Source organism: Mesorhizobium sp. WSM3873, assembly GCF_001672445.1.
Lineage (GTDB): Bacteria > Pseudomonadota > Alphaproteobacteria > Rhizobiales > Rhizobiaceae > Mesorhizobium.
This window is the reverse complement of the sequence record NZ_LYTM01000025.1, coordinates 30735-55289: the sequence shown is the minus strand read 5'-3', so window position 1 is coordinate 55289 and position 24555 is coordinate 30735. Positions and strand designations below refer to the sequence as shown.

At 64.6% G+C, this 24555-nt stretch carries 23 protein-coding genes; 18 read left to right on the top strand and 5 right to left on the bottom strand.

The window, feature by feature from the left end; translation table 11 throughout:
* The first annotated feature begins 344 nt into the window (after positions 1 to 344).
* The 3 genes from A9K71_RS17860 (at position 345) to A9K71_RS17850 (ending at position 3708) form a co-directional block, all read left to right on the top strand.
* The gene (locus A9K71_RS17860; protein ID WP_066998531.1) at positions 345 to 974 is read left to right on the top strand and encodes a glutathione S-transferase family protein; all 630 of its coding nucleotides are present in this window, start codon (positions 345 to 347) and stop codon (positions 972 to 974) included.
* Between the two features lie 143 nt (positions 975 to 1117).
* Complete coding sequence (locus A9K71_RS17855) at positions 1118 to 2161, top strand: hypothetical protein (protein ID WP_156752703.1); 1044 nt, start codon at positions 1118 to 1120, stop codon at positions 2159 to 2161.
* Positions 2152 to 3708: a hypothetical protein gene (locus A9K71_RS17850; protein WP_066998527.1), complete on the top strand. Its 1557-nt coding sequence runs from the start codon at positions 2152 to 2154 to the stop codon at positions 3706 to 3708. The genes A9K71_RS17855 and A9K71_RS17850 overlap by 10 nt, the downstream gene beginning before the upstream one ends.
* Positions 3709 to 3838: 130 nt before the next feature.
* Here the strand turns inward: A9K71_RS17850 and A9K71_RS17845 are convergent, their stop codons facing one another.
* Entirely contained in the window at positions 3839 to 4795 is a 957-nt protein-coding gene (locus tag A9K71_RS17845) for an arginine deiminase family protein (protein ID WP_066998524.1), read from the bottom strand.
* Between the two features lie 219 nt (positions 4796 to 5014).
* On the opposite strand from A9K71_RS17845, the gene A9K71_RS17840 reads away from it, so the two are divergent.
* A complete protein-coding gene (locus A9K71_RS17840; RefSeq protein WP_066998514.1) occupies positions 5015 to 5263 on the top strand; it encodes a hypothetical protein in 249 nt (82 codons plus the stop codon).
* Between the two features lie 140 nt (positions 5264 to 5403).
* Here the strand turns inward: A9K71_RS17840 and A9K71_RS17835 are convergent, their stop codons facing one another.
* Positions 5404 to 6411 (bottom strand): aldo/keto reductase, encoded by a 1008-nt coding sequence (locus A9K71_RS17835; protein WP_066998511.1) that lies wholly within the window; start codon positions 6409 to 6411, stop codon positions 5404 to 5406.
* 71 nt (positions 6412 to 6482) lie between these two features.
* Entirely contained in the window at positions 6483 to 6980 is a 498-nt protein-coding gene (locus A9K71_RS17830) for an N-acetyltransferase (RefSeq protein WP_066998508.1), read from the bottom strand.
* A 328-nt stretch (positions 6981 to 7308) separates the two neighbouring features.
* Here A9K71_RS17830 and A9K71_RS17825 point away from each other — a divergent pair, with 328 nt between their 5' ends.
* The 7 genes from A9K71_RS17825 (at position 7309) to A9K71_RS17795 (ending at position 15583) form a co-directional block, all read left to right on the top strand.
* Positions 7309 to 7533: a hypothetical protein gene (locus A9K71_RS17825; protein WP_066998505.1), complete on the top strand. Its 225-nt coding sequence runs from the start codon at positions 7309 to 7311 to the stop codon at positions 7531 to 7533.
* Between the two features lie 239 nt (positions 7534 to 7772).
* Complete coding sequence (gene ligD / locus A9K71_RS17820; protein ID WP_066998502.1) at positions 7773 to 10253, top strand: DNA ligase D; 2481 nt, start codon at positions 7773 to 7775, stop codon at positions 10251 to 10253.
* A gap of 290 nt (positions 10254 to 10543) precedes the next feature.
* Positions 10544 to 11455 (top strand): Ku protein, encoded by a 912-nt coding sequence (locus tag A9K71_RS17815; RefSeq protein WP_066998501.1) that lies wholly within the window; start codon positions 10544 to 10546, stop codon positions 11453 to 11455.
* 11 nt (positions 11456 to 11466) lie between these two features.
* Positions 11467 to 12579, top strand: a complete 1113-nt coding sequence (locus A9K71_RS17810; RefSeq protein ID WP_156752702.1) for a tetratricopeptide repeat protein — start codon at positions 11467 to 11469, stop codon at positions 12577 to 12579.
* Positions 12580 to 12612: 33 nt separating this feature from the next.
* Positions 12613 to 13263, top strand: a complete 651-nt coding sequence (locus A9K71_RS17805) for an alpha/beta family hydrolase (protein ID WP_066998499.1) — start codon at positions 12613 to 12615, stop codon at positions 13261 to 13263.
* A 168-nt stretch (positions 13264 to 13431) separates the two neighbouring features.
* Positions 13432 to 14208 (top strand): exodeoxyribonuclease III, encoded by a 777-nt coding sequence (xth, locus tag A9K71_RS17800; protein WP_066998497.1) that lies wholly within the window; start codon positions 13432 to 13434, stop codon positions 14206 to 14208.
* A gap of 184 nt (positions 14209 to 14392) precedes the next feature.
* Entirely contained in the window at positions 14393 to 15583 is a 1191-nt protein-coding gene (locus A9K71_RS17795) for a hypothetical protein (protein ID WP_066998495.1), read from the top strand.
* Between the two features lie 158 nt (positions 15584 to 15741).
* Here the strand turns inward: A9K71_RS17795 and A9K71_RS31600 are convergent, their stop codons facing one another.
* Together A9K71_RS31600 and A9K71_RS32250 are read right to left on the bottom strand one after the other, a co-directional pair.
* Entirely contained in the window at positions 15742 to 15831 is a 90-nt protein-coding gene (locus A9K71_RS31600; protein WP_143749041.1) for a lasso RiPP family leader peptide-containing protein, read from the bottom strand.
* Between the two features lie 76 nt (positions 15832 to 15907).
* Positions 15908 to 16012: a hypothetical protein gene (locus A9K71_RS32250; RefSeq protein ID WP_082980573.1), complete on the bottom strand. Its 105-nt coding sequence runs from the start codon at positions 16010 to 16012 to the stop codon at positions 15908 to 15910.
* A gap of 552 nt (positions 16013 to 16564) precedes the next feature.
* Here A9K71_RS32250 and A9K71_RS17785 point away from each other — a divergent pair.
* The 7 genes from A9K71_RS17785 to A9K71_RS30545 all read left to right on the top strand — a co-directional run bounded on the left by A9K71_RS17785 (position 16565) and on the right by A9K71_RS30545 (position 24468).
* Positions 16565 to 18055, top strand: coding sequence for a WD40 repeat domain-containing protein (locus A9K71_RS17785; protein ID WP_066998543.1), 1491 nt, complete (start codon positions 16565 to 16567; stop codon positions 18053 to 18055).
* Between the two features lie 58 nt (positions 18056 to 18113).
* Entirely contained in the window at positions 18114 to 18878 is a 765-nt protein-coding gene (locus A9K71_RS17780; protein ID WP_245299663.1) for a hypothetical protein, read from the top strand.
* Positions 18879 to 19126: 248 nt separating this feature from the next.
* Positions 19127 to 21145, top strand: a complete 2019-nt coding sequence (locus A9K71_RS17775; protein WP_066998487.1) for an amidase — start codon at positions 19127 to 19129, stop codon at positions 21143 to 21145.
* 90 nt (positions 21146 to 21235) lie between these two features.
* Entirely contained in the window at positions 21236 to 21787 is a 552-nt protein-coding gene (locus A9K71_RS17770; protein ID WP_066998484.1) for an isochorismatase family protein, read from the top strand.
* A gap of 85 nt (positions 21788 to 21872) precedes the next feature.
* Positions 21873 to 22328 (top strand): GFA family protein, encoded by a 456-nt coding sequence (locus A9K71_RS17765; protein WP_066998481.1) that lies wholly within the window; start codon positions 21873 to 21875, stop codon positions 22326 to 22328.
* A 366-nt stretch (positions 22329 to 22694) separates the two neighbouring features.
* On the top strand, positions 22695 to 23915 hold the full coding sequence (locus tag A9K71_RS17760; RefSeq protein ID WP_245299662.1) for an amidohydrolase family protein: 1221 nt from the start codon (positions 22695 to 22697) through the stop codon (positions 23913 to 23915).
* A gap of 397 nt (positions 23916 to 24312) precedes the next feature.
* Positions 24313 to 24468 (top strand): DUF1127 domain-containing protein, encoded by a 156-nt coding sequence (locus A9K71_RS30545; protein ID WP_082980572.1) that lies wholly within the window; start codon positions 24313 to 24315, stop codon positions 24466 to 24468.
* The last annotated feature ends 87 nt before the right edge of the window (positions 24469 to 24555 follow it).

Genomic DNA, 24555 nt, shown 5'->3' with positions numbered 1-24555 from the left:
CGCAGGCTCGCCCAAAACATCTTGGCTGCCCATCCGCTCGACAAACCAATCGCCAGCAAGATGCGCAGGGCCAACTGGAGCAAAGACTTCTTCTATGAACTCTTTACTCATATGCGATAGCCCTGCCCTTGAGGGGGAGATGGTCGGAAGACCAGAGGGGGTCGCAGCGCCTTACGCGGTCCGCCGCGAACACGACGCTGGCGGTTTACGGGAGACGACCCCCTCTGTCGCCTTCGGCGACATCTCCCCCTTGCGGGCCCTCAAGGCGGGGAGATCACGCATAAATCGGGTGGCGTCCGCGCATGCCCCATGCGAAGCCAGCCTGGCCAAGGAGGGGCCCAGCCATGCTCACGCTCTACGATTATCTGCCGTCGCAAAATGCCTGGAAGGTTCGTGTCCTGCTCGGCCTGCTCGGCATCGCTTATGAAACCCGCATTGTCTCGATCTTCGAGGGCGAGAGCCGCACGGAAGCCTTCCTGAAACTCAATCCGGCCGGCGCCGTTCCCGTGCTCGCCGTGGAGAATGGTGCGGCGATCGCCGAATCCAACGCCATCCTCGCCTGCGTCGCGGAGGGGACGCCCTACCTGCCGGCGGACAGGCTCGCGCGCGCCAAGGCCATGCAGTGGCTGTTCTTCGAGCAGTACTATGTCGAGCCGGTCATCGGCTCGCTGCGCTTCTGGTCGCTGACCGGGCGGCTGGACCGCAATCAGCCGATGGTGGCCGGCAAGCGTGAGGCGGGCGCCCGCGCGCTTGGCGCTCTCGAGCGCAGCCTGCAGGACACGCCGTTCCTTGTCGGCGGCTCGCTCACCATCGCCGACATCGCCGTCTATGCCTACGGCCATCGCGCCGAGGATTGCGGCTTTTCGCTTGCCGACTATCCGGCGGTCAGCGCCTGGATCGATCGGGTGAGTGGGACGATCGGCTCAGGCTACCCCGTCCATCCCTACAGCATCGACCCGCATTCGGGCGGTTGATGGGCACGAAACGGGGTGCCGCTTGTCAGGCGCTGCCCCGGAATGATGTAGGGTGTTTCAAAAATATTCATTAGCCATTTGAACTTACCCTCTCGTATTGTTTGTTTGCTATTGCCTGGTCGAAATTGGCGGAGCGCAATAGCGTGCAGGAAGACGACGCGAAGTCATCGGAACAATGGCGGAAGATTGCCCGCTATGCGGTGAGCTGCCCCAGCCCGCACAACACGCAGCCTTTCCGGCTCCGTATCCTAAACGATCGCGAGGCGGAGATCGTGTTCCTGCCGCGGCGTGGACTTTATGTGGCCGACCCGGAGGGCCGCTTCACTTGGCTCACCGCTGGCATCTTTGCCGAGATATGTTCAATCGCAGCGCATGGCCTGGGCTTCGAGCTCGACTGCGCAACCGACTTCTCTCCGATGTACAAGGGTGGCGACACCCAGACGCCCCAGGTCATATCGAGGCTGACGCTGCGCCCGGCGATCGCGCCGATTGCGGATTTCGATCCCCGGCTGATCCTCGACCGCCACACCTCCCGGCTTCCCTATGACGGTCGCGCGATCCCGCAGACGCTGCTTGGCGAGATGCAGGCCGAAGCCCTTCGAACCGGCCATCGCTTCGAGGCGCGCAACGACGCCGAGGCGATCGGCTGGGTGATCGAGCTCAATCGCCAGGCGCTTTTCCACGACATGGAGAACGTGCCCATCCGCAAGGAGCTGGTGCGGTGGCTGCGTTTCGGCACGCGCGAGGAAGACATCACCGGCGACGGCCTCTCGGCGCGCTGCCTCGGCTTCTCGGCGTTTCTGCTCAAAAGCTTCTTCACCAGGCCTGGCTTCTGGACCCTGCCCGGCATCAAGAGCCTCGTGGGCCTCATCTACGGCCGCAGCATGAAGGGCGTCGGCACCATCGGCTGGCTGCGCGGTCCTTACGTCACCATGGAGGACTGGTTTCGTGCCGGCACGACCATGTTCCGGCTGTGGCTCATCGTTACTCGCCATGGCTATTACTGGCAGCCTTATGGCTCGGTCATCACCTCAGACGAGGCGCGCACCAACATGATCGGCTATTTCAAGATGCCGGACGAAAAAGGAGGCGCCGACATGGTCTGGCTGCTGCTCCGGCTGGGCAAGAGCCAGCCGCCGCCGCTGAGCTATCGGCTCCCCTACGAGGACATCATCCTATGCGGCTGATCAAGTGGGCGGTACGGCCCTTTTTCCTTGCGCTTGTCGCGCTGGTCAACGTCGTCGAGCGGGCATTCGCGTCTTCGCGGCATGCTTACAAGATATTGCTCGTTCCCGGCTTCGAGCGGCTGCGCTGGGGCATCGGCGCGTGGCGCGCCTGGGCGAATTTCTATCATGCCTACAGGCGGGTTCCGGCCTATCGCGACTATATCGACCGGCTCGGCGGCAAGCCCGAGATCATGCTCGATCATGTGACGAAGCCCGACCTCACTTCCATTCCGGAGATGGACAAGGAATCGTACGTCAAGAAGTATTCGCAGGAGGAACGTCTGCTGGATGGCAAGCTGCCGTCGATGGGCGTGATGGTCGACGAGTCCTCCGGTAGCAGTGGCATGCCGACCAGCTGGGTGCGCGGCAAGACCGAGCGGATGATCACCAAGCAGATGATGCAGATGACGTTCCTGCGCATCACCGGCGAGGACGAGACCCTGTTCATCCTCAATGCGTTCGCGCTCGGCGCGTGGGCGACAGGCATGAATGTGGCGATCTCGCTGACCGACACGACAATCCTGAAATCGACGGGGCCGAACCTCGATAAGATCGTCAACACCATAAACGAGTTCGGGCCGCGCTTCCGCTATGTTGTGATGGGCTATCCGCCGTTCCTGAAGACGCTGGTCGACGACCCGCGTTTGGACTGGTCGAAATATACCATCGATGCGGCCTTCGGCGGCGAAGGCGTCTCGGAGAGCCTCCGTGGCTATCTCTTGAAGAAATTCCGGCGTGTGATCGGCAGCTACGGCGCCTCCGATCTTGAGGTCAACCTGGCGCTCGAAAGCGAACTCACCATCAACCTGCGCCGCGCGCTGCTCGGCGACGAGAGGCTGCGCAAGGCCATCGTGCGGACGGAATACGGCGTCACGCCGATGATCTTCCAGTACAATCCGCTGGCCTACTACCTAGAGGAGAACGCCAAGGGCGAATTGGTGGCAACCATTTCTCGGCCTTACAACATCTCGCCCAAGATCCGCTATAACATCCACGATCGCGGCCACGTGCTGCGCTTCAGCGAGTTGAAGCGCATCCTGCGCGAAGCCGGGCATAGCAGCATTTTGAAGAACAGCGGCCGTATCCTCGACCTGCCGCTTTTGTTCATCTACGGCCGCTCCGATATGTCGATCGAGTATTACGGAGCCAAGGTCACGCCGGACAGCCTGCGAGAGATCCTGTTCGGCCTCGACGTGCTGGCGCCGGTACTGTCGACCTTTCGCCTCATTTCCTACGAAGACGCCGCGCACAACAAGCGCATGGAGGTGGCGGTCGAACTGGTGGAGGGCGCGACGCTGCCGTTTCCCGTCGAGATGTTGCAGGAGACGGTGTTCGAGAAGCTGGCCGTCATGAACGGCGATTTTCTCAACGCCTGGAAGCGGACGGCCACTGCCGACAACATGCCCGAGCTCAGGGTGTTCGCCTTCAACACCGGACCGTTCGAAGGCGGCCAACGCCGACTCAAGAACGAGTATGTCGCCTCGAACATCAAATACGACAAGCTTTGAGAGCCTGGCAGGCGTCGCCGGGCAGCGGTCTCGGATGCCGGGTTCGGCGAAGCCGCTCAACGGTTTGATCGGAAAAGGACAAACGACGTTGCGAGCGGCGCGATGATTCAAGGTCCGAGCCGCACCGGCGTCAGCAGTAAAGCGGCCTCGTCAGGCAGTGCACACCGCCGGTGGCCTTGGCGATCTCGATCCCCTTGACTCGCTCGATGGTCACGCCTGCCGCCTGCTCCAGCGTTGCCTTGAGTTCTGCCGGCATGTCGAACGCGAGGTAGCGGCGGTTGCCCAGCGGCAGGAGGTTGCAGCGTTCATGGGCGATGGCGTCCGCCTTGTCGCAGCGCACGATTGAGCAACCGAGCGCTTCGGCATAGGCGAGCGGATTGACGGGGTTGAGCCGCCGGTTCTCATCGATCAGGAAGCCGGCGCCGAACATGCCCGCGGCGGCCAGGATCACCTTGTTGGGCAGCACGGTGAAGCCGGTGTCGAGATGCAGCAACGCCGGATCGTGCGAGAGGCCGATGATGTAGTCGACATGGTCGGGGATGAGATCGAGCGCAAGTTTGATAGCTGCCGCCTTGGTCGTCCTGACGCCGAAGCCGACGAGCAGCACGCGGCGCCCATCGAACGTCACCGGAAGGACGTCGCCGCCTTCAAGATATTCGTCGTTCTCCAGATGCGTGAGCGGGGCCATGCCGAGCCGCTTCAGCGCATGGCTGACGATCCCGGCCTCGGCAGCCCGGCTGGGCAGAGCAGGGCGTGTGGGTATGAATTTCGTCGGCGCCCAAGGCAGGGTCACTGAACTGTCGCGCATGAAGATCAGGTTGGGGTTGACGGATGACTCGGATCGGTACGGCACGTGATCGCCGAGCACGTCCTCGAGGTAGAGGGTCTCGACATGGTTTCCGACCAGCGCGGCGAAGGCATCGTACTCGGCATAGAATTCCTCGACATGCGGCAGGTCAAGGAAGTTCAATTCGACCAGCCGCTCCTGCGACAGCATCTTCAGCGATGAACCATGCCGCGGATGGTGCATCAGGATGCGTCGCGGCGGGACATGGTACTCGGAAAAATCGTCGACGAGGGCGTGCACGTGAAACCTCTGGTTGCCTCGCGCGGAGGTTAGCGCCGATATCCTCACAAAAAGTTAGATTAGACGCCAGCATGCGGGCGTGTGACTCCCGCGATCACGGCCGACCGCCGGAACAGAAGGCCCGGGAGGGCGTTTGCCCAAGGCAGTGTGCTGTTCCGTCGACGAACGGCGCCGGCAGCTCCGGCCTGCTTTCCAGCAAACCGACAATGGAGGCCAGGAATGGTTCGCACCGTCGCTATCGCTATCATCGCTACCGGCATTGCCAGCCTGCCTGCTATCGCGGCCGAGGAATGGTGGGTCGCCAGGGACGCCGTTTCGAAACAATGCGAGATCGTGCCGAAGAAGCCCGACGGAACGCTTGTCGTCGATCTGGGCAAGAAGAGATACGCCAGCGAGGCCGAGGCCAAGAAGGCGATGGCGGCGCTTGCAATAAGCGGTAGGATCGACCGAGTTGATGTCCCCGGATGAGGGGGGATGGTCGGCAGACCAGAGGGGGCGATCCGGCTGGGCTCGGCCTATTGCGACAGATGGAGGTTGGCGCTCCATGCGAGACGACCCGTCTGTCGCCTTCGGCGACATCCCCCTCGAGGAGGGAGATTAGCTCACGCTTACCGATCCACCATCGACATCGTCCGCTCGTTATATCGCGGCCCCGATACCTTCTCAGGCGTCAGCGCCATGTCGAGCCCCAGCATCTCGGTGGCGTCGAGCTTGATGTCGGCGGCGGCGACATTCTCCTCCAGATAGGTCCGTCGCTTGGTGCCGGGGATCGGCACGATGTCGATGCCGAATTCCGGCCCCTTGGCCAGCAGCCAGGCGATCGCCACCTGGCCGGGCTTGACCCCCTTGGCGACGGCGATCTCGCGGACCGTGGCGGCCGCGGCGACATTGGCGTCGAAATTCTCACCCTGGTAGCGCGGGTCGCCGCGCCGGAAATCGCCTTCGGGATAGTCTTCCGCCCGCTTCACGTCGCCGGCGAGGAAACCGCGGCCGAGCGGTGCGAACGGCACCAGCCCGATGCCCAGTTCCGCAAGCGCCGGGATGATCTCGGGCTCGAGGTTGCGCTCCCACAGCGAATATTCGCTTTGTAGCGCCGAGACCGGGTGCACGGCATGGGCGCGGCGGATGTTGGAAATCCCCGCCTCCGACAGGCCGAAGAAGCGCACCTTGCCCTCCGCCACCAACTCGCCGACCGCGCCCGCGACATCCTCCATCGGCACATCAGGATCGACGCGGTGCTGGTAGAGCAGGTCGATGCGGTCGGTCGCGAGCCGCGTGAGCGAAGCCTCGACCACCTCGCGGATATGTTCCGGCCGGCTGTCGCGCCCGGTGCCATCCTGCTTGCCGTCGACGATGCGGAAGCCGAATTTCGTCGCGATCGTCACCTCGTCGCGCCGGCCCTTCAGCGCGCGTCCAAGCAGCTCCTCGTTGATGAAAGGCCCGTAGACCTCAGCCGTGTCGAGGAAGGTGCAGCCAAGCCCGATCGCCCGGCGGATCGTCGCGATCGACTCCGCTTCGTCGGCCGGGCCGTAGGATTGGCTCATGCCCATGCAGCCGAGGCCGATGGCCGACACGACGAGCCCCTGGCTGCCGAGTTTCTGCTTGCCGAGGCTCATTCATCTGTCTCCGGTAAGAAATTAGCACCCGCGAAATTATAATGCCGGGACGCGATGCGTCCAGCGCGGCCTCAAGCCATCGGCAGCATTCGGCGCATGATCAGCGAGGCATGGCCGCCGACGCCATGTGCGGCCGGCCGGCGCTCGACCACCTCGAAGCCGTGCTTGCGGTAGAAGGCGATCGCCCGCTCATTGCCCTCGATCACCTCCAGGGCGATGCTTGGAATGCCGGCATGGGCCGCAAGCACCGCGTGCAAGAGGTCGACGGCGAGGCCGCTGCCGAACTCTTCCGGCTCGATATGCAGCCGGTCGAGCATGACATCGCCCCTCTCGTCCATCGCTGCCATCGCATAGCCGGCGATCGAGCCGTCGGTCCGCTCGGCCACGAACGACATCTTGTTGTCGTCGGCGAGCTCTTCGGCGAGCTTGTCGGGCGCATGTTTTTCGTCGGAGAGCCGGGCCACGGTTTCCTCACCCATGATCGGCGAATAGGTCCGCCGCCAGGATCCTCCCAGCAGCCGCGAGACGGCTGGCAGATCGTTCTTCGTCATCGCCCGGATGTGGGACATGTTGCTTCCCTCGTTGCACTCCAAGATAGGGCGCGGCGCTCGCGACAGCCAATCTCCCCCTCGTTGTGGGGGAGATGCCGGCAGGGCAGAGGTTGGCGCTGTCCCGCCGGCGCATCGTAGTTTTTTGTTCGGAAATCCATAGCAGCAAAGCGGCGGCCCTTATTGGCTCAAACGCCTCGTTCCCTTGCGTGCCTCTCTGGTCTTAGCCTGCCGCCGTCTCCCCCGCTTGACGGGAGATTGGCGCTCCGGTCGCCCCGCCAAATTGACTCGCCCCCCGCTCTCATTCATCCTTAGAGACTGTTCAGCGCCAGCGTGTACAGAGTGAGCCATGGCCAGTCCCGTCGCCAGAGAAAATTCCCGCCGCGCCGCGGTGAAGAAGGCGCTCGACCGCCACAAGGTCTATGTCACCGCGCAGAGCTTTTCCGGCGGCACTTACAGCGCCCGCGTGCTGGTCGACGGCGAGGCCTATTGGGTCGACGAGTTCCGGCTCTCGCAGCTGCGGCAGGGTCTGACGCCGGCCGAGCTGGAATTGACGCCGGCGACCGACGATTGAGTGGAGTGCCTTCGTCATCCAAGGGCGGAGCAGGAGCGAAGCGACGTCGCGGAGACCCTGGGATCCATGCCGTGACCTGGACGCGTCACGACGGTCCAAGTTCTGCTCGGCTGCACTCGGCGGTAAAGGTCACGGCATGGATCCTCGGGTCAACCCCGAGGATGACGATCGCGCGGGCTCGGGGGCGCGAAGGATCGCGGCCCTTGCCACTGTCGGCTACGCGCTTCGGCACTTAACCCATGCCAGCTCCCCAACTCAAAACCTACCGCGCCAAGCGCGAATTCTCCCGCACCCCTGAACCCGCGGGCGGGCCGGAGGTCGGCGGCGGCAATCGCTTCGTCATCCACAAGCACCACGCCACCGCCGATCACTACGATCTGCGCCTCGAAGTCGGCGGCGTGCTGAAGAGCTGGGCGGTGCCGCGCGGGCCCTCGCTCAATCCGGCCGACAAGCGCCTCGCGGTCGAGACCGAGGATCATCCGATCGAATATATCGACTTCGAGGGCGTCATCCCCGAGGGCGAGTATGGCGGCGGGCCGATGATCGTCTGGGACACCGGCACCTGGGCGCCGATGGAGGACGTCGAAAAGAGCCTGCGCACCGGCGCCTTCAAGTTCCGCCTCGCCGGCCAGAAGCTCAATGGCGGCTGGATGCTGACCCGGCTGAAGCCCAAGCCCGGCGAGGACGAGAACAAGAAGAACTGGCTGCTTTTCAAGGAGCGCGATCTCGCCTCCGACTCCGAGCTCGACATTCTCGAAGCGCGGCCGGAAAGCGTCAAGTCGGGCCGGCGCATCGAGGAACTGGCGGCGCCGAGAAAGCCGCAGCGCCTGCCGCCGAAACCTGGCTCGCTGAAACCCGGCGCGCTGCCCGGCGCCGTCAAGGCAGACCCGCCAAGCCGCATCGAGCCTCAGCTCGCCGCGCAGGTGAGCGAGCCGCCCGGCGGCGAGGACACCGGCACGCTCTGGCTGCATGAGATCAAGTTCGACGGCTACCGCACCATGGCGCATGTCGTGGACGGGAATGTGCGGCTGATCACCCGCGGCGGCCTCGACTGGACCAAGCGCTATGGCGATCTCCCGCAAGCCTTTTCGCGCCTGCCGGTCAGCCGGGCGATCATCGACGGCGAGATCATGGTGCTGGACGACAAGGGCATCTCGCGCTTCGCGCTGCTGCAGGACGCGCTGGCCCAGGGCGCCGGCTCGAAGCTGCATTTCTACGCCTTTGATCTCCTGCATCTCGATGGCTGGGACCTGCGCAGGGCGCCGCTGCAGAAGCGTAAGGCGCTGCTTGCCGAACTGCTCGCCGGCCAGGCGGCCAACTCCGCCATCCAGTACAGCGACCACGTCGAGGGCGATGGCCGCGGGCTTTACGACCAGGCCTCGGACCTTGGGCTGGAAGGCGTCGTCTCCAAGCGCGCCGATGCCATCTACATGAGCGGCCGCACCAAGAGCTGGACCAAGGTCAAGGCGCAAAAGACGGATGATTTCGTCATCGCCGGCTACACCGTCTCCGACCGGGCGGAAGGGCTTGCGGCGCTCGGCATGGCCGAGTTCGTCGACGGCGAATTGCACTATCGCGGCAAGGTCGGCACCGGCTTCGACCGCGACATGGCGACCGACCTGCTGACCCGGCTGGAGCGGCTGACCGCCGGCGCCACGCCGCCCGAAGGCGTGCCGCGCGAGATCATGCGCGAGATGCATTGGGTGAAGCCGCTGCTGTCGGCACGCGTCCGCTATTCGAACCGCACCGCCGACAATGCGATCCGCCACGGCGTCTTCCGCGGCCTGCGCGATGTCGGCGGCCTGACGACGCCGGTTGCGGTCAAGCGCAAGCGGCTGATCGCCGAGTCCGACCTCGCCACCATCTGGGTCACCAATCCGGAGCGGCGGCTGTTCGGTAAGACCGGGCCGACCAAGCTCGACATTGCCGTCTATTACGCGCTGGTCGGCGATTTCATGCTGCCGCACATCATCGGCCGCCCGGTGTCGCTGGTGCGCTGCCCGACGGGACGGCCGCAGGACTGCTTCTTCCAGCGCCACGCCTTCACCGGCATGCCGCCCTCGGTGGCGGTGTTCGAGAGCATCAGTTCGGAAGGCGAGACCAAGACCTACCTCTCGGTCGAGGACGCCAAGGGCTATCTGGCGCTGGCGCAGTTCGGCGTCGTCGAGTTCCACACCTGGGGCACGCACCGCACCAAGCTCGACAGGCCCGACCAGATCGTCTTCGACCTCGACCCGGGCGAGGGGATTTCCTGGCGCGAGGTGGTCGAGGCGGCCGTCCACATCAAGGGCGGGCTGGAGAGCCTCGGCCTGGTGCCGTTTGCAAAGACGTCCGGCGGCAAGGGCATCCACATCACAGTGCCGGTGACGCGCAAGCAGAACTGGAAGAAACTGCACCAGGCCTCGAGCACCATTTCCACTTTGCTCGCGGCAAGCGCGCCCGACACCTTCGTCACCGTCATGGGCAAGGAAAACCGCAAGAAGCGCATTTTCATCGACTTCCACCGCAACGCCCGCGGCCACACCTCCGCCGCTCCCTATTCGCTGCGCGCCCGCACCAACCTGCCGGCATCGACCCCGATGAGTTGGACCGATCTGGAGGCGATCGACGCGCCCGAGGATCTGAACTACGCCTCGCTGCCGGGACTGTTGGAGACCTCGGGCGACCCGTGGGCGGAGATCGACGAGGCCGCCAGGGATTTGCCGTCCCATTTTTCGTGATCCTAGGGTGCGTCGCTTCGCTCCTTGCTAGACTTTCGCCCAGTCGCAAGCCCCAATCCATCTCCATCGACGCTTCCTACAATTTGAATTATCCTCCGCGCCAGCCGGTCCAAGAACACTTCGTCAGCAATTTGCATGTACCATCAAGGGTCGGTGTAGGATTTCCGGAGCGCCAACCGTCCTTCGGACGAAGCGCCGGAGCATGATCCCGAAAAGTGGGAACCGGTTTTCGGCTAAAATCATGCTTCCAAAAAAGTAACTGTCAGTGCATGGCCGCGTAGGAGTTCATCATGGCGCCCAGGGCAAGTTGGAAAGGTTACCTCAAGCTCAGCCTCGTCAGCTGTCCGGTCCGGCTTTATCCGGCCACCAGCGCGAGCGAGCGCATCTCGTTCAACCAGTTGCACAAGAAGACCCACAACCGCATCAACATGAAGCCGGTCGACCCCGAACTCGGCCTGGTCGAACGCTCGGACCTGGTCCGGGGCTACGAATATGAGGATAAGCAGTACATCATCATCGATGATGCCGATCTCGACGCGGTCCGGATCGAATCCAACCACACGATGAACATCGAGGCCTTCGTCGACGAGAATGAGGTCGACGTCATCTACCAGGACTCGCCCTATTACCTTGCCCCGGACGGCGCCATGGCCGAGGAGACCTTCGCGGTGCTGCGCGAAGCGATGCGCAAATCCGGCAAGCTGGCGATCGCCCGCCTGGTCCTTTCCAGCCGCGAGCGCGTGGTGACGATCGGCCCGCGCGAGAACGGCATGTTCGTCTGCACCTTGAGGAACCCCAACGAAGTGCGCGGCACGGCTGAATATTTCGGCAACATCCCGCCCGGCAAGCCGGATCCGGAAATGCTCGATCTCGCCCAGGCGCTGATCAAGCAGAAGGAAACTCATTTCGATCCGAAGAATTACGAGGATCGCTACGAAGTGGCGCTGATGGGGATGATCCGCGAGAAGCTCAAAGGCCACAAGCCGATCATCGCGGCGGCGCCCGAACGCGGCAATGTCATCAACCTGATGGATGCGCTGAAAGCGAGCCTGTCGCAGTCGGCCAAGCCGCCGGCCAAGTCGAAGAGCAAGGCCGAGGAGGCGCCGGCCAAGCCCGCCAAGAAGGCGGCCGCCGGCGGCGGCGCGCCTGAGAACCCGCTGAAAGCGAACCTGTTGAAAGCCGTCGGCAAGAGCAAGAAGTGACGGGAGGGACGGTGATCCTCCCCGGCGCCGTGTTCGGCGCCGTCGGCCCGCTGGCCGCGTTTCCGCTCAGGCTCGCCGCGCGCGAGGTCGAGCGCCGCCATGCCGAGTTGAGGCGCGGCGTCACCCGTCGCACCACCCATGTCGTGTTCGGCCGCACGCTGCTGGCCAAGGCGGCCACGGCAAGAACGGGCGATGGCGACATCGAGCGCCGCGTGCAGGCCGAGCGCGAAGCCGGGCGCGAATTGGTCAGCGAAAACGGCTTCCTGCGCTTGCTCGGCTTGTTGAAGGCGCCTCAGGCGTCGTCGCTGTCCCGGCAGTCGCTGATCGACCAGTCGCGGCTTGCCGCCAGCGATCTCGACATGCTGTCGCTGTTCGACGCCTTCGAACATGACGGCGAACCCTATTCCTTCCGCGACCTGATCCTGGCCAGAAAATATGCCGGGTTGATCGCCAGCGGCGCGACATGGGGCGCGATCGCGCGCTCGGTGCATCGCTCCGGTCCGGTCGCCTCGCTCACCGCCAAGTCGCTCAATCTCGGTTCGCAGCATGGCCGGCCGGACGCGATCTATCTCGACGAGGGCCGCAGCGAGCTCGACGGCCAGCTTCTCTTCGACCTCGGCTCACCGGAAGACGACACGCTCGAGGAGCTGTTCGCCGAGGCGGAAGCCGCGGAAGAGGAGGGGCGGCACGACGAGGCCGCAGCGCTCTACCAGCGCTGCATGGCGATCGATCCGAAAGATGCCATCGCCGCCTTCAATCGCGCCAATTGCCTGCGCGGCGCCGGCCGCGCAGCGGAAGCCGCGCATGATTATGCCCGCGCGATAAAGCTCGATCCCGGCTTCGTCGAAGCCTGGTTCAACCTCGCCGGCTTGGTGGGCGACGAAGGCAAGGTCGCCTCGGCGCGGCGGCACCTGCAGAAGGCGATCGCGCTCGACAAGGCCTATGCCGACCCGGTTTTCAATCTGGCCCGGCTGGAGTTCGACGCCGGCAATCTGGCCGAAGCCCGCCGGCTGTGGGCGCGCTATCTGGAGCTCGACGCGGAGTCCGAATGGGCAAGACTGGCGCAGAAGGGGATCCAGTTCGTGGATTTGCACATGGCCGGTGAGCGAGATGTTCGCGCCTGAGACGGAGTGCGGCCTTGCCAGGAAGCCCGCCCGATGACCTACTTCCTCTTCGACGGCCCCGACTCTGCCCCTGTCACCGTCCTGCTCGCGCATGGCGCCGGTGCGCCGATGGACTCGGCCTCAATGGCCGTGACAGCGAAGGCTCTCGCCACCGCCGGTTTCCGCGTCGCGCGCTTCGAGTTCCACTACATGGCTGCGCGCCGTTTTGGCCATCGCAAGCCGCCGCCGCGCGCCGAGACGGTGAACCCGGAATATGTCAAGGCGATCGCCGATCTGCGCGCCAAAGGCTTGACCGGCAAGCTCATCATCGGCGGCAAGTCGATGGGCGGGCGCGTTGCCTCGATGGTCGCCGACGAGATGTTTGCCAATGGCGACATCGCTGGCTTGGTTTGTCTGGGCTACCCCTTCCATCCGCCCGGAAAGCCGGAGCAACTGCGGACAAAACATCTCGCCGACCTGAAGACGCCGACGCTGATCTTCCAGGGCACGCGCGACGAGTTCGGCACCAAGGACGAGGTCGCGACTTACGGCCTTTCCGCGGCAATAGAGATGATCTGGCTGGAGGACGGCGACCACGATCTCAAGCCCCGCAAGGCGGTGTCGGGTTTTTCCGTGGCGGATCACCTGAAGACGGTGGCGGAGACGATAAAAGCTCGGATGGCGCCTCTCGCTTCGTCATCTTAGGGCGAAGCAAGGAGCGAAGCGACGCGGCGCAGGCCCTAGGATCCATGCCGTGACGCTAGAGCATTGGAACGGCTCAGAATTTTGCCCCGCAAGGTTCCACGGCGATGGTCACGGCATGGATCCTAGGGTCAAGCCCGAGGATGACGAATGAAGAGGCGTCTTCGGCAAATGAAACTCGCCACCTTCAACATCAACAACATCAACAGCCGGCTGGAAAACTTTTTGGCTTGGCTCGTCAAAGCCAAGCCCGACGTCGTCTGCCTGCAGGAACTGAAATCCCGCGACACGCAGTTTCCGCTGACCCGGCTGGCGAAGGCCGGCTATGGCGCGGTGTGGAAGGGCGAGCCGACCTGGAACGGCGTCGCGATCCTGGCTCGCGGCGCCGAGCCGGTGCTGACACGCGACGCGCTGCCCGGCGACGATGCCGACCGCCAGGCGCGCTACATCGAGGCGGCGGTCAATGGCATCGTGATTGCCTGCCTCTACGCGCCGAACGGCAACCCGCAGCCCGGGCCTAAGTTCACCTACAAGCTCGCCTGGCACCAGCGCTTCGCGGCGCATGCAAGCGAATTGTTCGACACCGGCCTGCCGGTGGTGCTTGCCGGCGACTTCAACGTTGTGCCCGAGCCGCGCGACATCTACGCCACCCGCTCCTATGACGACAACGCGCTGGTGCAGCCTGAAAGTCGCGCCGCCTTTGCGGCGCTGATCGATCAGGGCTGGACGGATGCGCTGCGCAAGGTCTTCCCGAAGGAGGAGAAGCTCTACACGTTCTGGGACTACCGCCGGAACCGCTGGCCGCGCGACGCCGGCCTACGGCTCGACCACATTCTGTTGTCGAAGAAGCTGGCGCGGAAGCTGAAAGGAGCGGGCATCGATCGGGAGGTGCGGGGCGAGGAAAACGCCAGCGACCACGCGCCGGTGTGGGTGGAACTGGCGACCTGACCTTCTCCACGGAAAAAAGGAAAGGCGGCGCTGTCCGCCGGCGTCTCTACGTTTGATGCCAGTCTCTCGCAAATAATGTCTGTGCAGCAACGACGGCTCGCGTTAGCTTTTGCAGGACTACGAGGGGGTGCGGACCTTATGCTTTTCAGCTTGAGTATTTTTCTCCAGCCAACGCTTCCCCGCCGTGGCTGACAACGCCCTCGTCCTCTTTATCTCCGTCCTTGTCATCGCCGGCGCCATTGCCCTCATCGCGCTCGCTTTGCGCTGGCGGCGCAAGCGCCGCAGGGCGCGCGGCAGTGCCAATCCGGCCGGCGACTATGCACCCCGCACCGCCTGGGGTCCGACATCCGGCAAGCTGAACTTTTCATCCTTCGTCTTCATGGATGTCGACGGCGACGGAACCTATGGTCAGGCCGACCGCCCGATGGCCGGCATCGTGGTGCGGCTGTTCGACCAGTCCGGCCGCTTCATCGTCGCGGCGCGAAGCAACGCTGCCGGTTTTGCCAATTTCCCGATGTCGTCGACGCGGCGCAGCGCCGTGATCCGCTCGCCTGGAACGTTTCGCTTTTCGGTCTCCGTGCCGCCCGGCTGGCGCGCCAGCGGCGCCAACGAGAACCAGTCTGTGCGCGTGACGGATGCGCCCGGCTCGCTTGTCGGTTTGGCTGGGGAGGGTCTGCCAAGGCCCGTCGGCCTTAGCCCTGCGCGCATAGTGAGCGGCAGGACGCCGGCCGCGGCCACGGCAACCCTATCCGTGATGGGCAACGGCCAGCTGCTCGAAAGCTACCCGCTCTGCGCGGCCACCACCTTCGGCTTCCCGCTCGCCGCCGAGGCCGATCAGGTCGTGATCGCCGGCGGCGGGCTCGACCGGCGCCTCGCGCTGTCGGCCTATCCGGTCGATCTCGGCTTGCTAGCGCCCGGGGCGCTTCAGCCCGATGCGGCGCTCAGCACCATCGGCTTCGACGACCTCACCACGCGCGGCCTGAGCAAGATCCCTTCCGGGTACGCCGGGCTCGACTGGCACAATCTCAACGCCATGTCGCGTGACCACACCAGGAACAGCGAAGGCTACGTAAACGGCAACGTCTCGGGCGCCTATATTGCCTATACCAGCAGCGGCCATCCGGCAGAGTTCGGCCGTGCGGCGCCTTTCGGCTTCCATTCGGTGATGCTGAGCGCCGCATGGCTGCGCTCGGAAGGGGAGAGCGCGTGGGTCGAAAGCTGGCTGGGGGACGAGTTGATCGCGCGCGACGAGGTCGCGCTATCGGCGCTGGCACCGGTTCAATACGCGCCGATGCTGAAGGCGGTGACGCGCGTGCGTCTGTCGACCAAGCATCACTGGCAGATGGTGCTGGACGATCTGGTGCTGGCGCTCTGATCCCTGTCGGCCAAAGGGCGACGGCTTATGGGCGAGATATGTGTCAAGCAAAGACGAACTATGTCGCCCAAAGGATGCCGCAGCTTCGGCAGAAAGACCTGCATCAAACGAAGAATTAGAGCGCGTTGCCTGAATTTCGGTGCAACGCGCTGTAATGCTTAGAACGTGAACGAAGTGGCGCCGTTGGCGGTGACTGCCGAAAGCCTGCCCTTCTTGACCAGCCTTGGTCTCTCATATGCTTTCTTCATGGCCGGTTCCCCGAATTTCCTGGATCGCAAGAAGGAGCCAGGATCGGCAGGCATCAACAGCAGATTGTCCGGCAGATCAGCTCGGCGCGCCGCCATTGGCAACAGTGGAAGGACCGCCGGCGACAATTGTCGAAAGCTTGCCTTTGCGGACCAACACAGGCTTCTCGTAAGTCTTCTTCATGATTGAACCCCCGTTAACCATTCGAATTGACAAGACGTTAATCAGCCGCCTTGTCACGCAACAAGCCAGGATGACCGCTGGTCTCAAACATCAATGAAGCTGATCGGGCTGTTCCCGAATCAACCCGGGACCGGTGTCGAACCCGCGACGACCATCGAAAGCTTGCCTTTGCGGACCAACACAGGCTTCTCGTAAATCTTCTTCATGCTGTGGCTCTCCTGAAAATCCCGGGCGGATAATGTCATAAGAGCGTTTGCTGTCAACCAGCGCGGGTAGTCGAGCTCGTTATTCTTGGGGAGTGTGGATTTCTGCTCACGCGCCGCTTGTTTATGGAGCGAAAGACATCACGCTTCGGTTCGGAGCATCCAGATATTGGCCGGCCGGCTGAGTAAAGCCGAAATTCGGCCGGCGCGGGATTGAAGAAGTCACGCCGCGCCAAAGCACGTTTTTCTTTCTTCGTGTGATGTCTTGCACTTAGCCCCGGCGAAAAGCTCGGCTAGAATGGCCGATGCGCCTTCCGCCAGTTGGAGTGAAGGCGCCTGGGGGATGCCGATGAAAAGATCGACCGACAGGCTGTTGGCGCTGGCGATGCTCGTCGTCGGCTTCGCCTGCTTCGCCAAGCTTTATCTGGCGCTGGGGGGCAAGCCCCCGGCCGCGGCGAGCGCCGGGATCTTCGGCGCGGCGGGCATGCTTTCGATTCTCGCCGGGCTTTCGCTCCTTGCCGGCCTGCTGCCGGGCGCGCCAAGGCATCAGCCTTCGGCGCCGCTGTTCGGCCGCGACGCTGCGACCGTGCCGGCCGGGCGCCCGCGGCTGCGCCGCATCGCGCTTGCCGTGCCGCTCATTGCCCTTGTCGTCATCCTTGCCGACCAGTTCGGCCGGTGGCGGGAAACAGAGGGCGATGCGGCCGCGCCGGCCAGGGAAGTCGCCGTCGCTCCGGCGGAGCCTGAGACCGAGCCGGCCTCCGCGCCTGTCGCGCCGGCGCCCACGGCCGCACCGTCCGAGCCGGCGGTCGCTCCGCCGCAGCCCGCCGCACCGGCGCAGCCTGCAACAACGCCGGCCCAGCAGACCGCGCTGGCGCCGGCCACGCCGCCGCAGACGCTGGCGCCGCCTCGGCCACCGCCCCCAGCCCAGCCGACCGCGCCGGAAGGCCACCGCGATGCCGTCGTCTGGCTGGCGGTGTCGGCCGACGGCCACCAGATCATGAGCGCCAGCACCGATCGCATGATCAAGCTCTGGGATATCGACGGCAAGCGGCTGATCCGCGACCTCGGCGTCCACAAGGACATGGCGCGCAGCGCGCTCTTCATGCCCGACGGCAGAAGTGCGCTCACCGCCGGCGACGACGGCGAGATCGTGCTGCGCCAGCTTTCCGATGGCGCAGTGCTGCACGTCTTCTCGTCCGGAGCGAACGGCGGCGTCCGGCAACTGAAGATCAGCCCCGACGGCAAGCTCGCCGTCAGCGGCCACGACACCGGTTCCGTCGTCGTCTGGGATTTGCAGAAAGGCACGGTGCTGCATGTCCTGCCGGGCCACGATTGGTCGGTGAGTTCCGTCGCCATCTCGCCAGATGGCACCAGGGCGCTCACCGGCAGCATCGACGGCGAACTGAAGCTCTGGGACATCCTTGCGGGCAAGCAACTGCGCAGCTGGCACGGCCACGATCGCGGCGCCTATGGCGCGCTCTTCCTGGCCGACGGCCACCATGCGGTGACCGGCAGCGGCGACTACACGATAAAACTCTGGGACCTCGACTCTTTCAAGGAAGTCCGCCGCTTCGACGGCCACTCCGGCACCGTCTATGCGCTCGCCTTATCGGCCGACGGCAAACGGCTCGGCTCCGCCTCGCTCGACGGCACGGCGCGGATCTGGAATATGGATACGGGCGCCGAGATCGCCGAGTTCGACCCCGGCACCGGGCCGATCTACTCGGTCGCCTTCGCCGCCCACGGTACGCTTTTGACCGGCGGCATGGATCGCACCATCCGCGATTGGCCGGCGGCAGGCGGGGATGGCACGGTGCTGTTCGCCGGCGCGCCGCAGTAGCAAAGTAGGAGATTGGCGACAGCTTGCGCGACATCCAATCTCCCCCCTTGCGGGGGAGATGCCCAACAGGGCAGAGGGGCAAGCGAAGGAATGTGGGCTGTCTGAAGAAAGCCTGTACAAGTATTGTCCAAGCAGCCATCGTCACCATGTGAGCAACACTGCCGAATCCATCTATTTTGTCCTGCAGGAGATCGATCCTGCGACCGGTTCGGCGGTCGCCGAAGCCCGAATTCGCGTCTCAGACCTGGAAGAGCTTCGCGCGGTTCTGGCGTGCGACAGTCCACAGCTATCCGGTTCATGGCATTTGGACCCGGACGACCTCGAGCGACTTGGCGCGATATGCATTCCACCTCGCGAGCTTGATCGAAGGCTCAACCGCATCGAGTCCTGGCATCCAATCCGTGAGGTCCCGTATCTCGTTCATACGAATTTCGAGCTGCCGCTGATGCTGGAAGGTCGCAAGCCGCTGGCAGTCTTCCATGACGCTTATCCGGCGGAATGGCTGTCGGAAACGTTGGCTCGCTTCGACCCGTTTGTGCGCTCGGGCCGGTTGGTGCGTCATGTCATCGATACTCCCTTTACCGAAGCCGAGCACGCCCGTTTCCCCGACTTCCAAGGGTGGCGGCGCGCCTTCTTCTCACTCCCCGGGGAGGAGTGGCGGATAGACGCGTTTCTGCTGTTATCGAAAGTGTTCGCCAAAACCGGCTGGAACGAAGCTCTCGAGCGGATGGAGGGCTCGCTTCTCGGCTATGAAGATTGGCAGAACGACTGGTGGATCGAACGCAAGTCAAAACACCGAACCAGCACCTGTTCGATCGTCTGAATTGTCGGCAGGACAGCGCCGCCTCTGGCTTGCCGGCCATCTCCCCGACCTTTGGGGAGATCAGCAGATCGGCTACGGGGCCCTCCCTGCAACGTCGGCGGTTTGGCAAAAGCTTGCGCGACATCCAATCTCCCTCCTTGCGGGCGAGATGCCCGGCAGGGCAGAGGGGGGTGTGACGGATCGCGGCTTACGAATTTCGAGCCAACCTTCGCCGGACGCGTGATTGCTGACAAGAGGTTCGCCAAGCCATGGATATAGTCGAAGCCTCGATCGCCGACCTGCGCCGCGCGCTTGAAGACGGCACAATTACGAGCGTCGAGCTCACCGGCGCGTACCTGCGGCGCATCGCCCATTACGACCGCCACGGCATAGCGCTGAACGCCGTGCCCATCCTCAATCCAAAGGTGTTCGAGGAGGCGGCAGCTTCCGACCGCCGACGCCGCACGGGCAAAACGCTTGGGCCGCTCGACGGCATCCCCTACACCGCCAAGGACAGCTACAAGGTGAAAGGCCTGACGGTCGCGGCCGGCTCGCCGGCCTTCGAGCATCTGATCGCCAGCGAGGACGCCTTCACGATCTCCCGGCTGCGCGCCGCGGGCGCGGTGCTCATCGGCCTCACCAACATGCCGCCAATGGCCAATGGCGGCATGCAGCGCGGCGTCTATGGCCGCGCCGAGAGCCCCTACAACAAGGATTATCTCACCGCCGCCTTCGCCTCCGGCTCGTCGAACGGCTCGGGCACGGCGACGACCGCGTCCTTCGCCGCCTTCGGGCTCGGCGAAGAAACCTGGTCGTCCGGCCGCGCGCCCGCCTCCAACAACGCGCTGGTCGCCTACACGCCGTCGCGTGGCGTGATCTCGGTGCGCGGCAACTGGCCGCTGGTGCCGACCATGGATGTGGTGGTGCCGCATACGCGCAGCGTGCCGGACATGCTGGAGCTGCTCGACGTCATCGTCGCCGACGACGAGGAAACGCGCGGCGACTTCTGGCGTGTGCAGCCCTGGGTTTCGATCCCGAAGGCATCAGCGCTGAGGCCGGCGAGCTATACCGGGCTTCCCCTGCAAGGCGCGCTCGAGGGCAAGCGGCTCGGCGTGCCGAAAATGTATATCGGCAAGGATCTCGGCGCCGACCGGCCGATCGAGACGCGCGCCTCGGTGCTGGAGCTCTGGCGGCAGGCTGCGCATGACCTGCAGGCGCTCGGCGCCGAGGTGGTCGAGGTCGATTTCCCCGTCGTATCGAACTATGAGCGCGACCGTCCGGGCGCGCGCTCCATGGTTGATCGCGGCCTGGTGCCGGAGGAATTTGCAAACCGCGAGATCTGGGACCTGTCGATCTGGTCGTGGGACGATTTCCTGCGCGCCAATGCTGATCCGGCGATTCCCGATCTTGCCTCGGTCGACGGCCTCAAAATCTTTCCACAGCCGCCGGGCACGCTGCCCGACCGCTATGGCGACGACGGCTTCGACCTGGCGGACTATGTCGAGCGGGCGAAGAACGGGGTGAGCCCGCTCGAGGCCATCCCCACCATCGAGGACGGGCTCAAGGGGCTGGAAGAGACGCGCCGCATCGACTTCGAGAACTGGCTCGACGCCAATCGCCTCGACGCCGTGGTGTTGCCGGCCGTCGCCGATGTCGGCCCGGCCGATGCGGATGTCAACGAGGCCTCCGCCGATCTTGCCTGGCGCAACGGCACCTGGGTCGCCAACGGCAATCTGGTCTGGCGCCATCTCGGCATCCCGACGGTGACGGTGCCGATGGGCACCATGGCCGATATCGACATGCCGGTCGGCCTCACCTTCGCCGGCAAGGCCTATGACGACGTGGCGCTGCTGCGGCTTGCCGGCGGCTACGAGCGCGCCACCAACCGCCGCACCGTCCCGCCACGCACGCCGCCGCTGGCGGATGAGGTGTTTGAAGAGAGCGGAGGCACATTGGGCCGCCTCAGCGAAGCGCCGCTTATGCTGGCCCTCACCGCCGAGACAATCCACGCCGGCGACGACACTGACGAGATCGCGATCGCGCTGGAGATCGACGCGGGCGAGGCCGGGCAGGATGCAGCCATGCTCAAGGTCCACGTCAACGGCGAACCGGTCACCATGCGGGGAAGCGGCAACCGCCACACCGGCCGGGCCGTCGTGCCGGCTGCAACGCATCAGGGCTTCCACAGCGTCTGGCGCGGCGCTTACGGCTCGATCGTCACGGCGATCGTGAGGCTGGCGGATGGGCGGAGCGCCGGCGCGTATGTGGTCACGGGCGGGATAGGTTGAGGCGGCGAAATCGCAGATCTCCCCGACAACAGGGGGACCACGCTCGTCCCCGTCCTTGACCCACCCCCCACCTCCGCTATCTTCGCGCCCATGCCAGACACCGCTCCCTCGGCCGCCGCTCCGCTGATCGTCATCGACCTGCAGACCGGCATGTTCGACGGCCGTTTCGATCCGCCGATCCATGATGCCGACGTCATTGCCGAGCGCGCGCGAAAATTGATCGATTGGGCGCGCAAAACCGGCCGCAAGGTGGCTTTCGTGCGTCATGACGGGCCGGCGGGGGATCCGCTGGCACCGGGCGCTTCCGGCTGGCCGGTATGGCCGCAGCTCGGCCAGGCGGCCGGCGAACCGACCTTCGGCAAGAGCGTCGGCAATGCCTTCTCCAACGCCGATCTCGGGCAGTGGGTCGCGGGGCAGGGCGTTCGCGACGTGGTGCTCATCGGCGCCCAGAGCGATTTCTGCGTTGCCGCCACGGTGAAAGGCGCTCTTGCCCAGGGCCTCGGCGTCACCGTCGTTTCGGATGCGCATTCGACGCTCGATTCCGAGGAGGAGAAAGCGCCCGACATCATCATCCGGCACAACAAAGCCTTCGCCGAGCAGGGCGCGCGGCTGACGACGACCGCGGCGCTGATTGGGGGCTGAGGGCTTGGCTCCTCCTTCTTCCTTGTGGGAAGAACGTGTCGCCGAAGGCGACGGATGAGAAGGGAAAACCAACCAAGGAGCGCTCATGCCAATCCCCTCCCTGCCTGCCGAAGGTGGCTGCCGCTGCGGCCGCGTGCGCCTCAGGATCTCCGCCAAGCCGCTGCTCACCATGGCCTGCCATTGCACCGGCTGCCAGAAGATGTCGTCGAGCGCCTATTCGCTGAGCGCCGCCATTCCCGCGGATGGGTTCGAGATCACCAAGGGCGAACCGGTGATCGGCGGCCTGCACGGCGCTTCGAAACACTATTTCTGCGGCTACTGCATGAGCTGGATGTTCACCCGGCCGGAGGGGCTCGACTGGTTCGTCAACCTGCGCCCGACAATGCTGTACGACCCCGCCTGGTTCACGCCTTTCGTCGAGACCTGGACCAGCGAGAAGCTGCCCTGGGCCGAGACGCCCGCCCTGCACAGCTACGCGGCCTTGCCGGCCTTCGAGGAATATGACGGGCTGGTCGCGGAATACGCCAAGTCCCAGGCCTGATGGCCAAAAACAAAACGGCGACCCGGGTCAGATCGCCGTTCAGTACAAGGTCGACGCGGCCGTTGGGGGCGACATTGTTGGGGATGTGCTTGGGCGTCCGCGTCGACCAAGGCGGCCTCGTACCGCAGCCTGGACTATGGCATGTTTTTCTCGTGCCGAAACTTCCGCGATAGCGGAATAGGCAGGCGACAGGGACTTCCCCACCGCCGCTTGGAATTAAGGTTAACGGCGGCGCAGCCGGCCGGGCGCGCGATCTGCCAACCGCGGGTGACAGAGAACTTGGGCGAAACACTTTCTATCCCGATCCGCATTGACCTCTGGCGGCCGAGGGACGACGACTGATGCATCATTGCTGATGGATTGCACTTGCCCCGCTTTCTCAACGCGAAACTCGCCGACGGCTCCCTGGCCGACCTCACCGTCGCCGACGGCCGCTTCAGCGCCATCACGCCCGCCGCCAATGCCGCCGGCGCGCCGCCAGGCGCCGTCGACCTCGCCGGCCAGCTCGTGCTGCCGGCCTTCATCGAGGGCCACATCCATCTCGACACCTCCTTCTATGGCGATGTCTGGCGCCCGCACATTCCCTGCACCAACGGCTTCGACGTGCGCGAGCGGGTCGCCTTCCAGATGCGGAACCTCGAGCAGGCCGCGCCGATGGACGAGCGCGCGAAAAACCAGCTCGAGCTTTGCGTTGGCAATGGCAGCCTCGCGATGCGCAGCCATATCATGGTCGACGCCGCGGTCGGGCTGAAACATGTCGAGACGATCCTTGCCGTGCGCGAAAAATATTGCGAGCTGATCGACATCCAGCTCGTCGCCTTCCCGCAAAGCGGCATCCAGTCGTCGCCCGGCACCGCCGAGCTTCTGGACGAGGCTTTGAAGCTCGGCTGTGATCTGATCGGCGGGCTCGACCCGGCAAGCTTTGACCGCGATGTGAAGGGTCATCTCGACGTCGTCTTCGGCCTTGCCGAAAAACACGGCGCCGGAATCGATATCCACCTGCATGACGGCGGCACCCTCGGCCTGTTCGAGATCGAGGAGATCGCCGCGCGGAGCACGGCACTGGGCATGCAAGGCAAAGTCGCCGTCAGCCACGCCTATGCGCTGGGCGACATTTCCGCCGACGCGCTGGCCAAAGCCGGCGAGCTGCTCGCCGCCTCCGGCGTCGCCATCATGACCAACGCGCCCGGCAACCATCCTTTCCCGCCGGTGGCGGCATTGCGCAAGGCGGGCGTCACGGTCTTTGCCGGCTCCGACAACATCCGCGATTCCTGGTGGCCCTACGGCGATGGCGACATGCTGAACCGCGCCAACATGATCGGCTACCGCTCCGGCTTCTACGAGGATCGCGAGCTGGAAGCAGCCTACGACGTGGTGAGCCATGCCGGCGCCAGGGCGCTGGGGCTCGAAGGCTATGGCATCGCCGTCGGCGCCAAGGCCGATTTCGTTGCGCTCAGGGCCGAGCATGTGCCGGAAGCGGTGGTGGCGGTGCCGAAGGAGCGGACCGTGTATCGCGCAGGCAGGGAAGTGGCGCGGGAGGGGAAGGTTGTCGATCGGGCCGGCCTCACCGGGCTGCCATCTGCTTGACAGTCCGATAGCCGTACCGCATTTTCCGGCGAGGCAGGGGAGATTTCGCCATGAAGAAAGAATATTCGAAGCCGACGTTTGTCCGCAAAGGCCGGCTCTCGGCGCAGACCGCGCAGCAACTTCCTTCCGGCAGTACGGACTAACGCCTGACGTCTATCTTGGCGAGCAAGGCAGTCAGCAATTGTGCGCCCGTCATAGCCGGCAGCGCCGTCTGTTGGCGCTCGCCTCTAGTGCCGCGGCGTCGAAACCCAGTTTAATTCGCACACAAATGTTTCAGGCCGCTCCGGCTTCGTGAAGCATTTCACCGTCTGCGCGCAATCGCCTGGTTACAGACGCACCTCAAAAGCGGCGCCCGGAGGGCGGCCGCCAATTCTGCCGCTGCTTTGTGGAGGTTGCGATGTTTAAGAGCCTTAACCGAATCCGCGCCGCGTTCGCGCGGGCGAGCAGGCGCCGCAGGACGACGCGCGAGCTGAACGAACTGCCGCCGGAGATCCGCAAGGACATCGGATGGCCCGATACGGCCCGGGACGACGAAATTCGATTGCCGTTCTAGTGCATGTTGCCCAAGAGTGCGGAACGGTTTTGGGATATGGGCATGCGTCAGCAAAGCTCGGCCTGCGGTGACGTGATGCCGGCAGCA

What these genes read in the sequence shown, in the direction of transcription:
- A9K71_RS17860 (WP_066998531.1), top strand. Translation starts at nt 345, where the DNA reads ATGCTCACGCTCTACGATTATCTGCCGTCGCAAAATGCCTGGAAGGTT.
- A9K71_RS17850 (WP_066998527.1), top strand. Translation starts at nt 2,152, where the DNA reads ATGCGGCTGATCAAGTGGGCGGTACGGCCCTTTTTCCTTGCGCTTGTC.
- A9K71_RS17840 (WP_066998514.1), top strand. Translation starts at nt 5,015, where the DNA reads ATGGTTCGCACCGTCGCTATCGCTATCATCGCTACCGGCATTGCCAGC.
- A9K71_RS17835 (WP_066998511.1), bottom strand. Translation starts at nt 6,411, where the DNA reads ATGAGCCTCGGCAAGCAGAAACTCGGCAGCCAGGGGCTCGTCGTGTCG.
- A9K71_RS17830 (WP_066998508.1), bottom strand. Translation starts at nt 6,980, where the DNA reads ATGTCCCACATCCGGGCGATGACGAAGAACGATCTGCCAGCCGTCTCG.
- A9K71_RS17825 (WP_066998505.1), top strand. Translation starts at nt 7,309, where the DNA reads ATGGCCAGTCCCGTCGCCAGAGAAAATTCCCGCCGCGCCGCGGTGAAG.
- ligD (WP_066998502.1), top strand. Translation starts at nt 7,773, where the DNA reads ATGCCAGCTCCCCAACTCAAAACCTACCGCGCCAAGCGCGAATTCTCC.
- A9K71_RS17815 (WP_066998501.1), top strand. Translation starts at nt 10,544, where the DNA reads ATGGCGCCCAGGGCAAGTTGGAAAGGTTACCTCAAGCTCAGCCTCGTC.
- A9K71_RS17805 (WP_066998499.1), top strand. Translation starts at nt 12,613, where the DNA reads ATGACCTACTTCCTCTTCGACGGCCCCGACTCTGCCCCTGTCACCGTC.
- xth (WP_066998497.1), top strand. Translation starts at nt 13,432, where the DNA reads ATGAAACTCGCCACCTTCAACATCAACAACATCAACAGCCGGCTGGAA.
- A9K71_RS31600 (WP_143749041.1), bottom strand. Translation starts at nt 15,831, where the DNA reads ATGAAGAAAGCATATGAGAGACCAAGGCTGGTCAAGAAGGGCAGGCTT.
- A9K71_RS32250 (WP_082980573.1), bottom strand. Translation starts at nt 16,012, where the DNA reads ATGAAGAAGACTTACGAGAAGCCTGTGTTGGTCCGCAAAGGCAAGCTT.
- A9K71_RS17785 (WP_066998543.1), top strand. Translation starts at nt 16,565, where the DNA reads ATGAAAAGATCGACCGACAGGCTGTTGGCGCTGGCGATGCTCGTCGTC.
- A9K71_RS17780 (WP_245299663.1), top strand. Translation starts at nt 18,114, where the DNA reads ATGCCCAACAGGGCAGAGGGGCAAGCGAAGGAATGTGGGCTGTCTGAA.
- A9K71_RS17775 (WP_066998487.1), top strand. Translation starts at nt 19,127, where the DNA reads ATGGATATAGTCGAAGCCTCGATCGCCGACCTGCGCCGCGCGCTTGAA.
- A9K71_RS17770 (WP_066998484.1), top strand. Translation starts at nt 21,236, where the DNA reads ATGCCAGACACCGCTCCCTCGGCCGCCGCTCCGCTGATCGTCATCGAC.
- A9K71_RS17765 (WP_066998481.1), top strand. Translation starts at nt 21,873, where the DNA reads ATGCCAATCCCCTCCCTGCCTGCCGAAGGTGGCTGCCGCTGCGGCCGC.
- A9K71_RS30545 (WP_082980572.1), top strand. Translation starts at nt 24,313, where the DNA reads ATGTTTAAGAGCCTTAACCGAATCCGCGCCGCGTTCGCGCGGGCGAGC.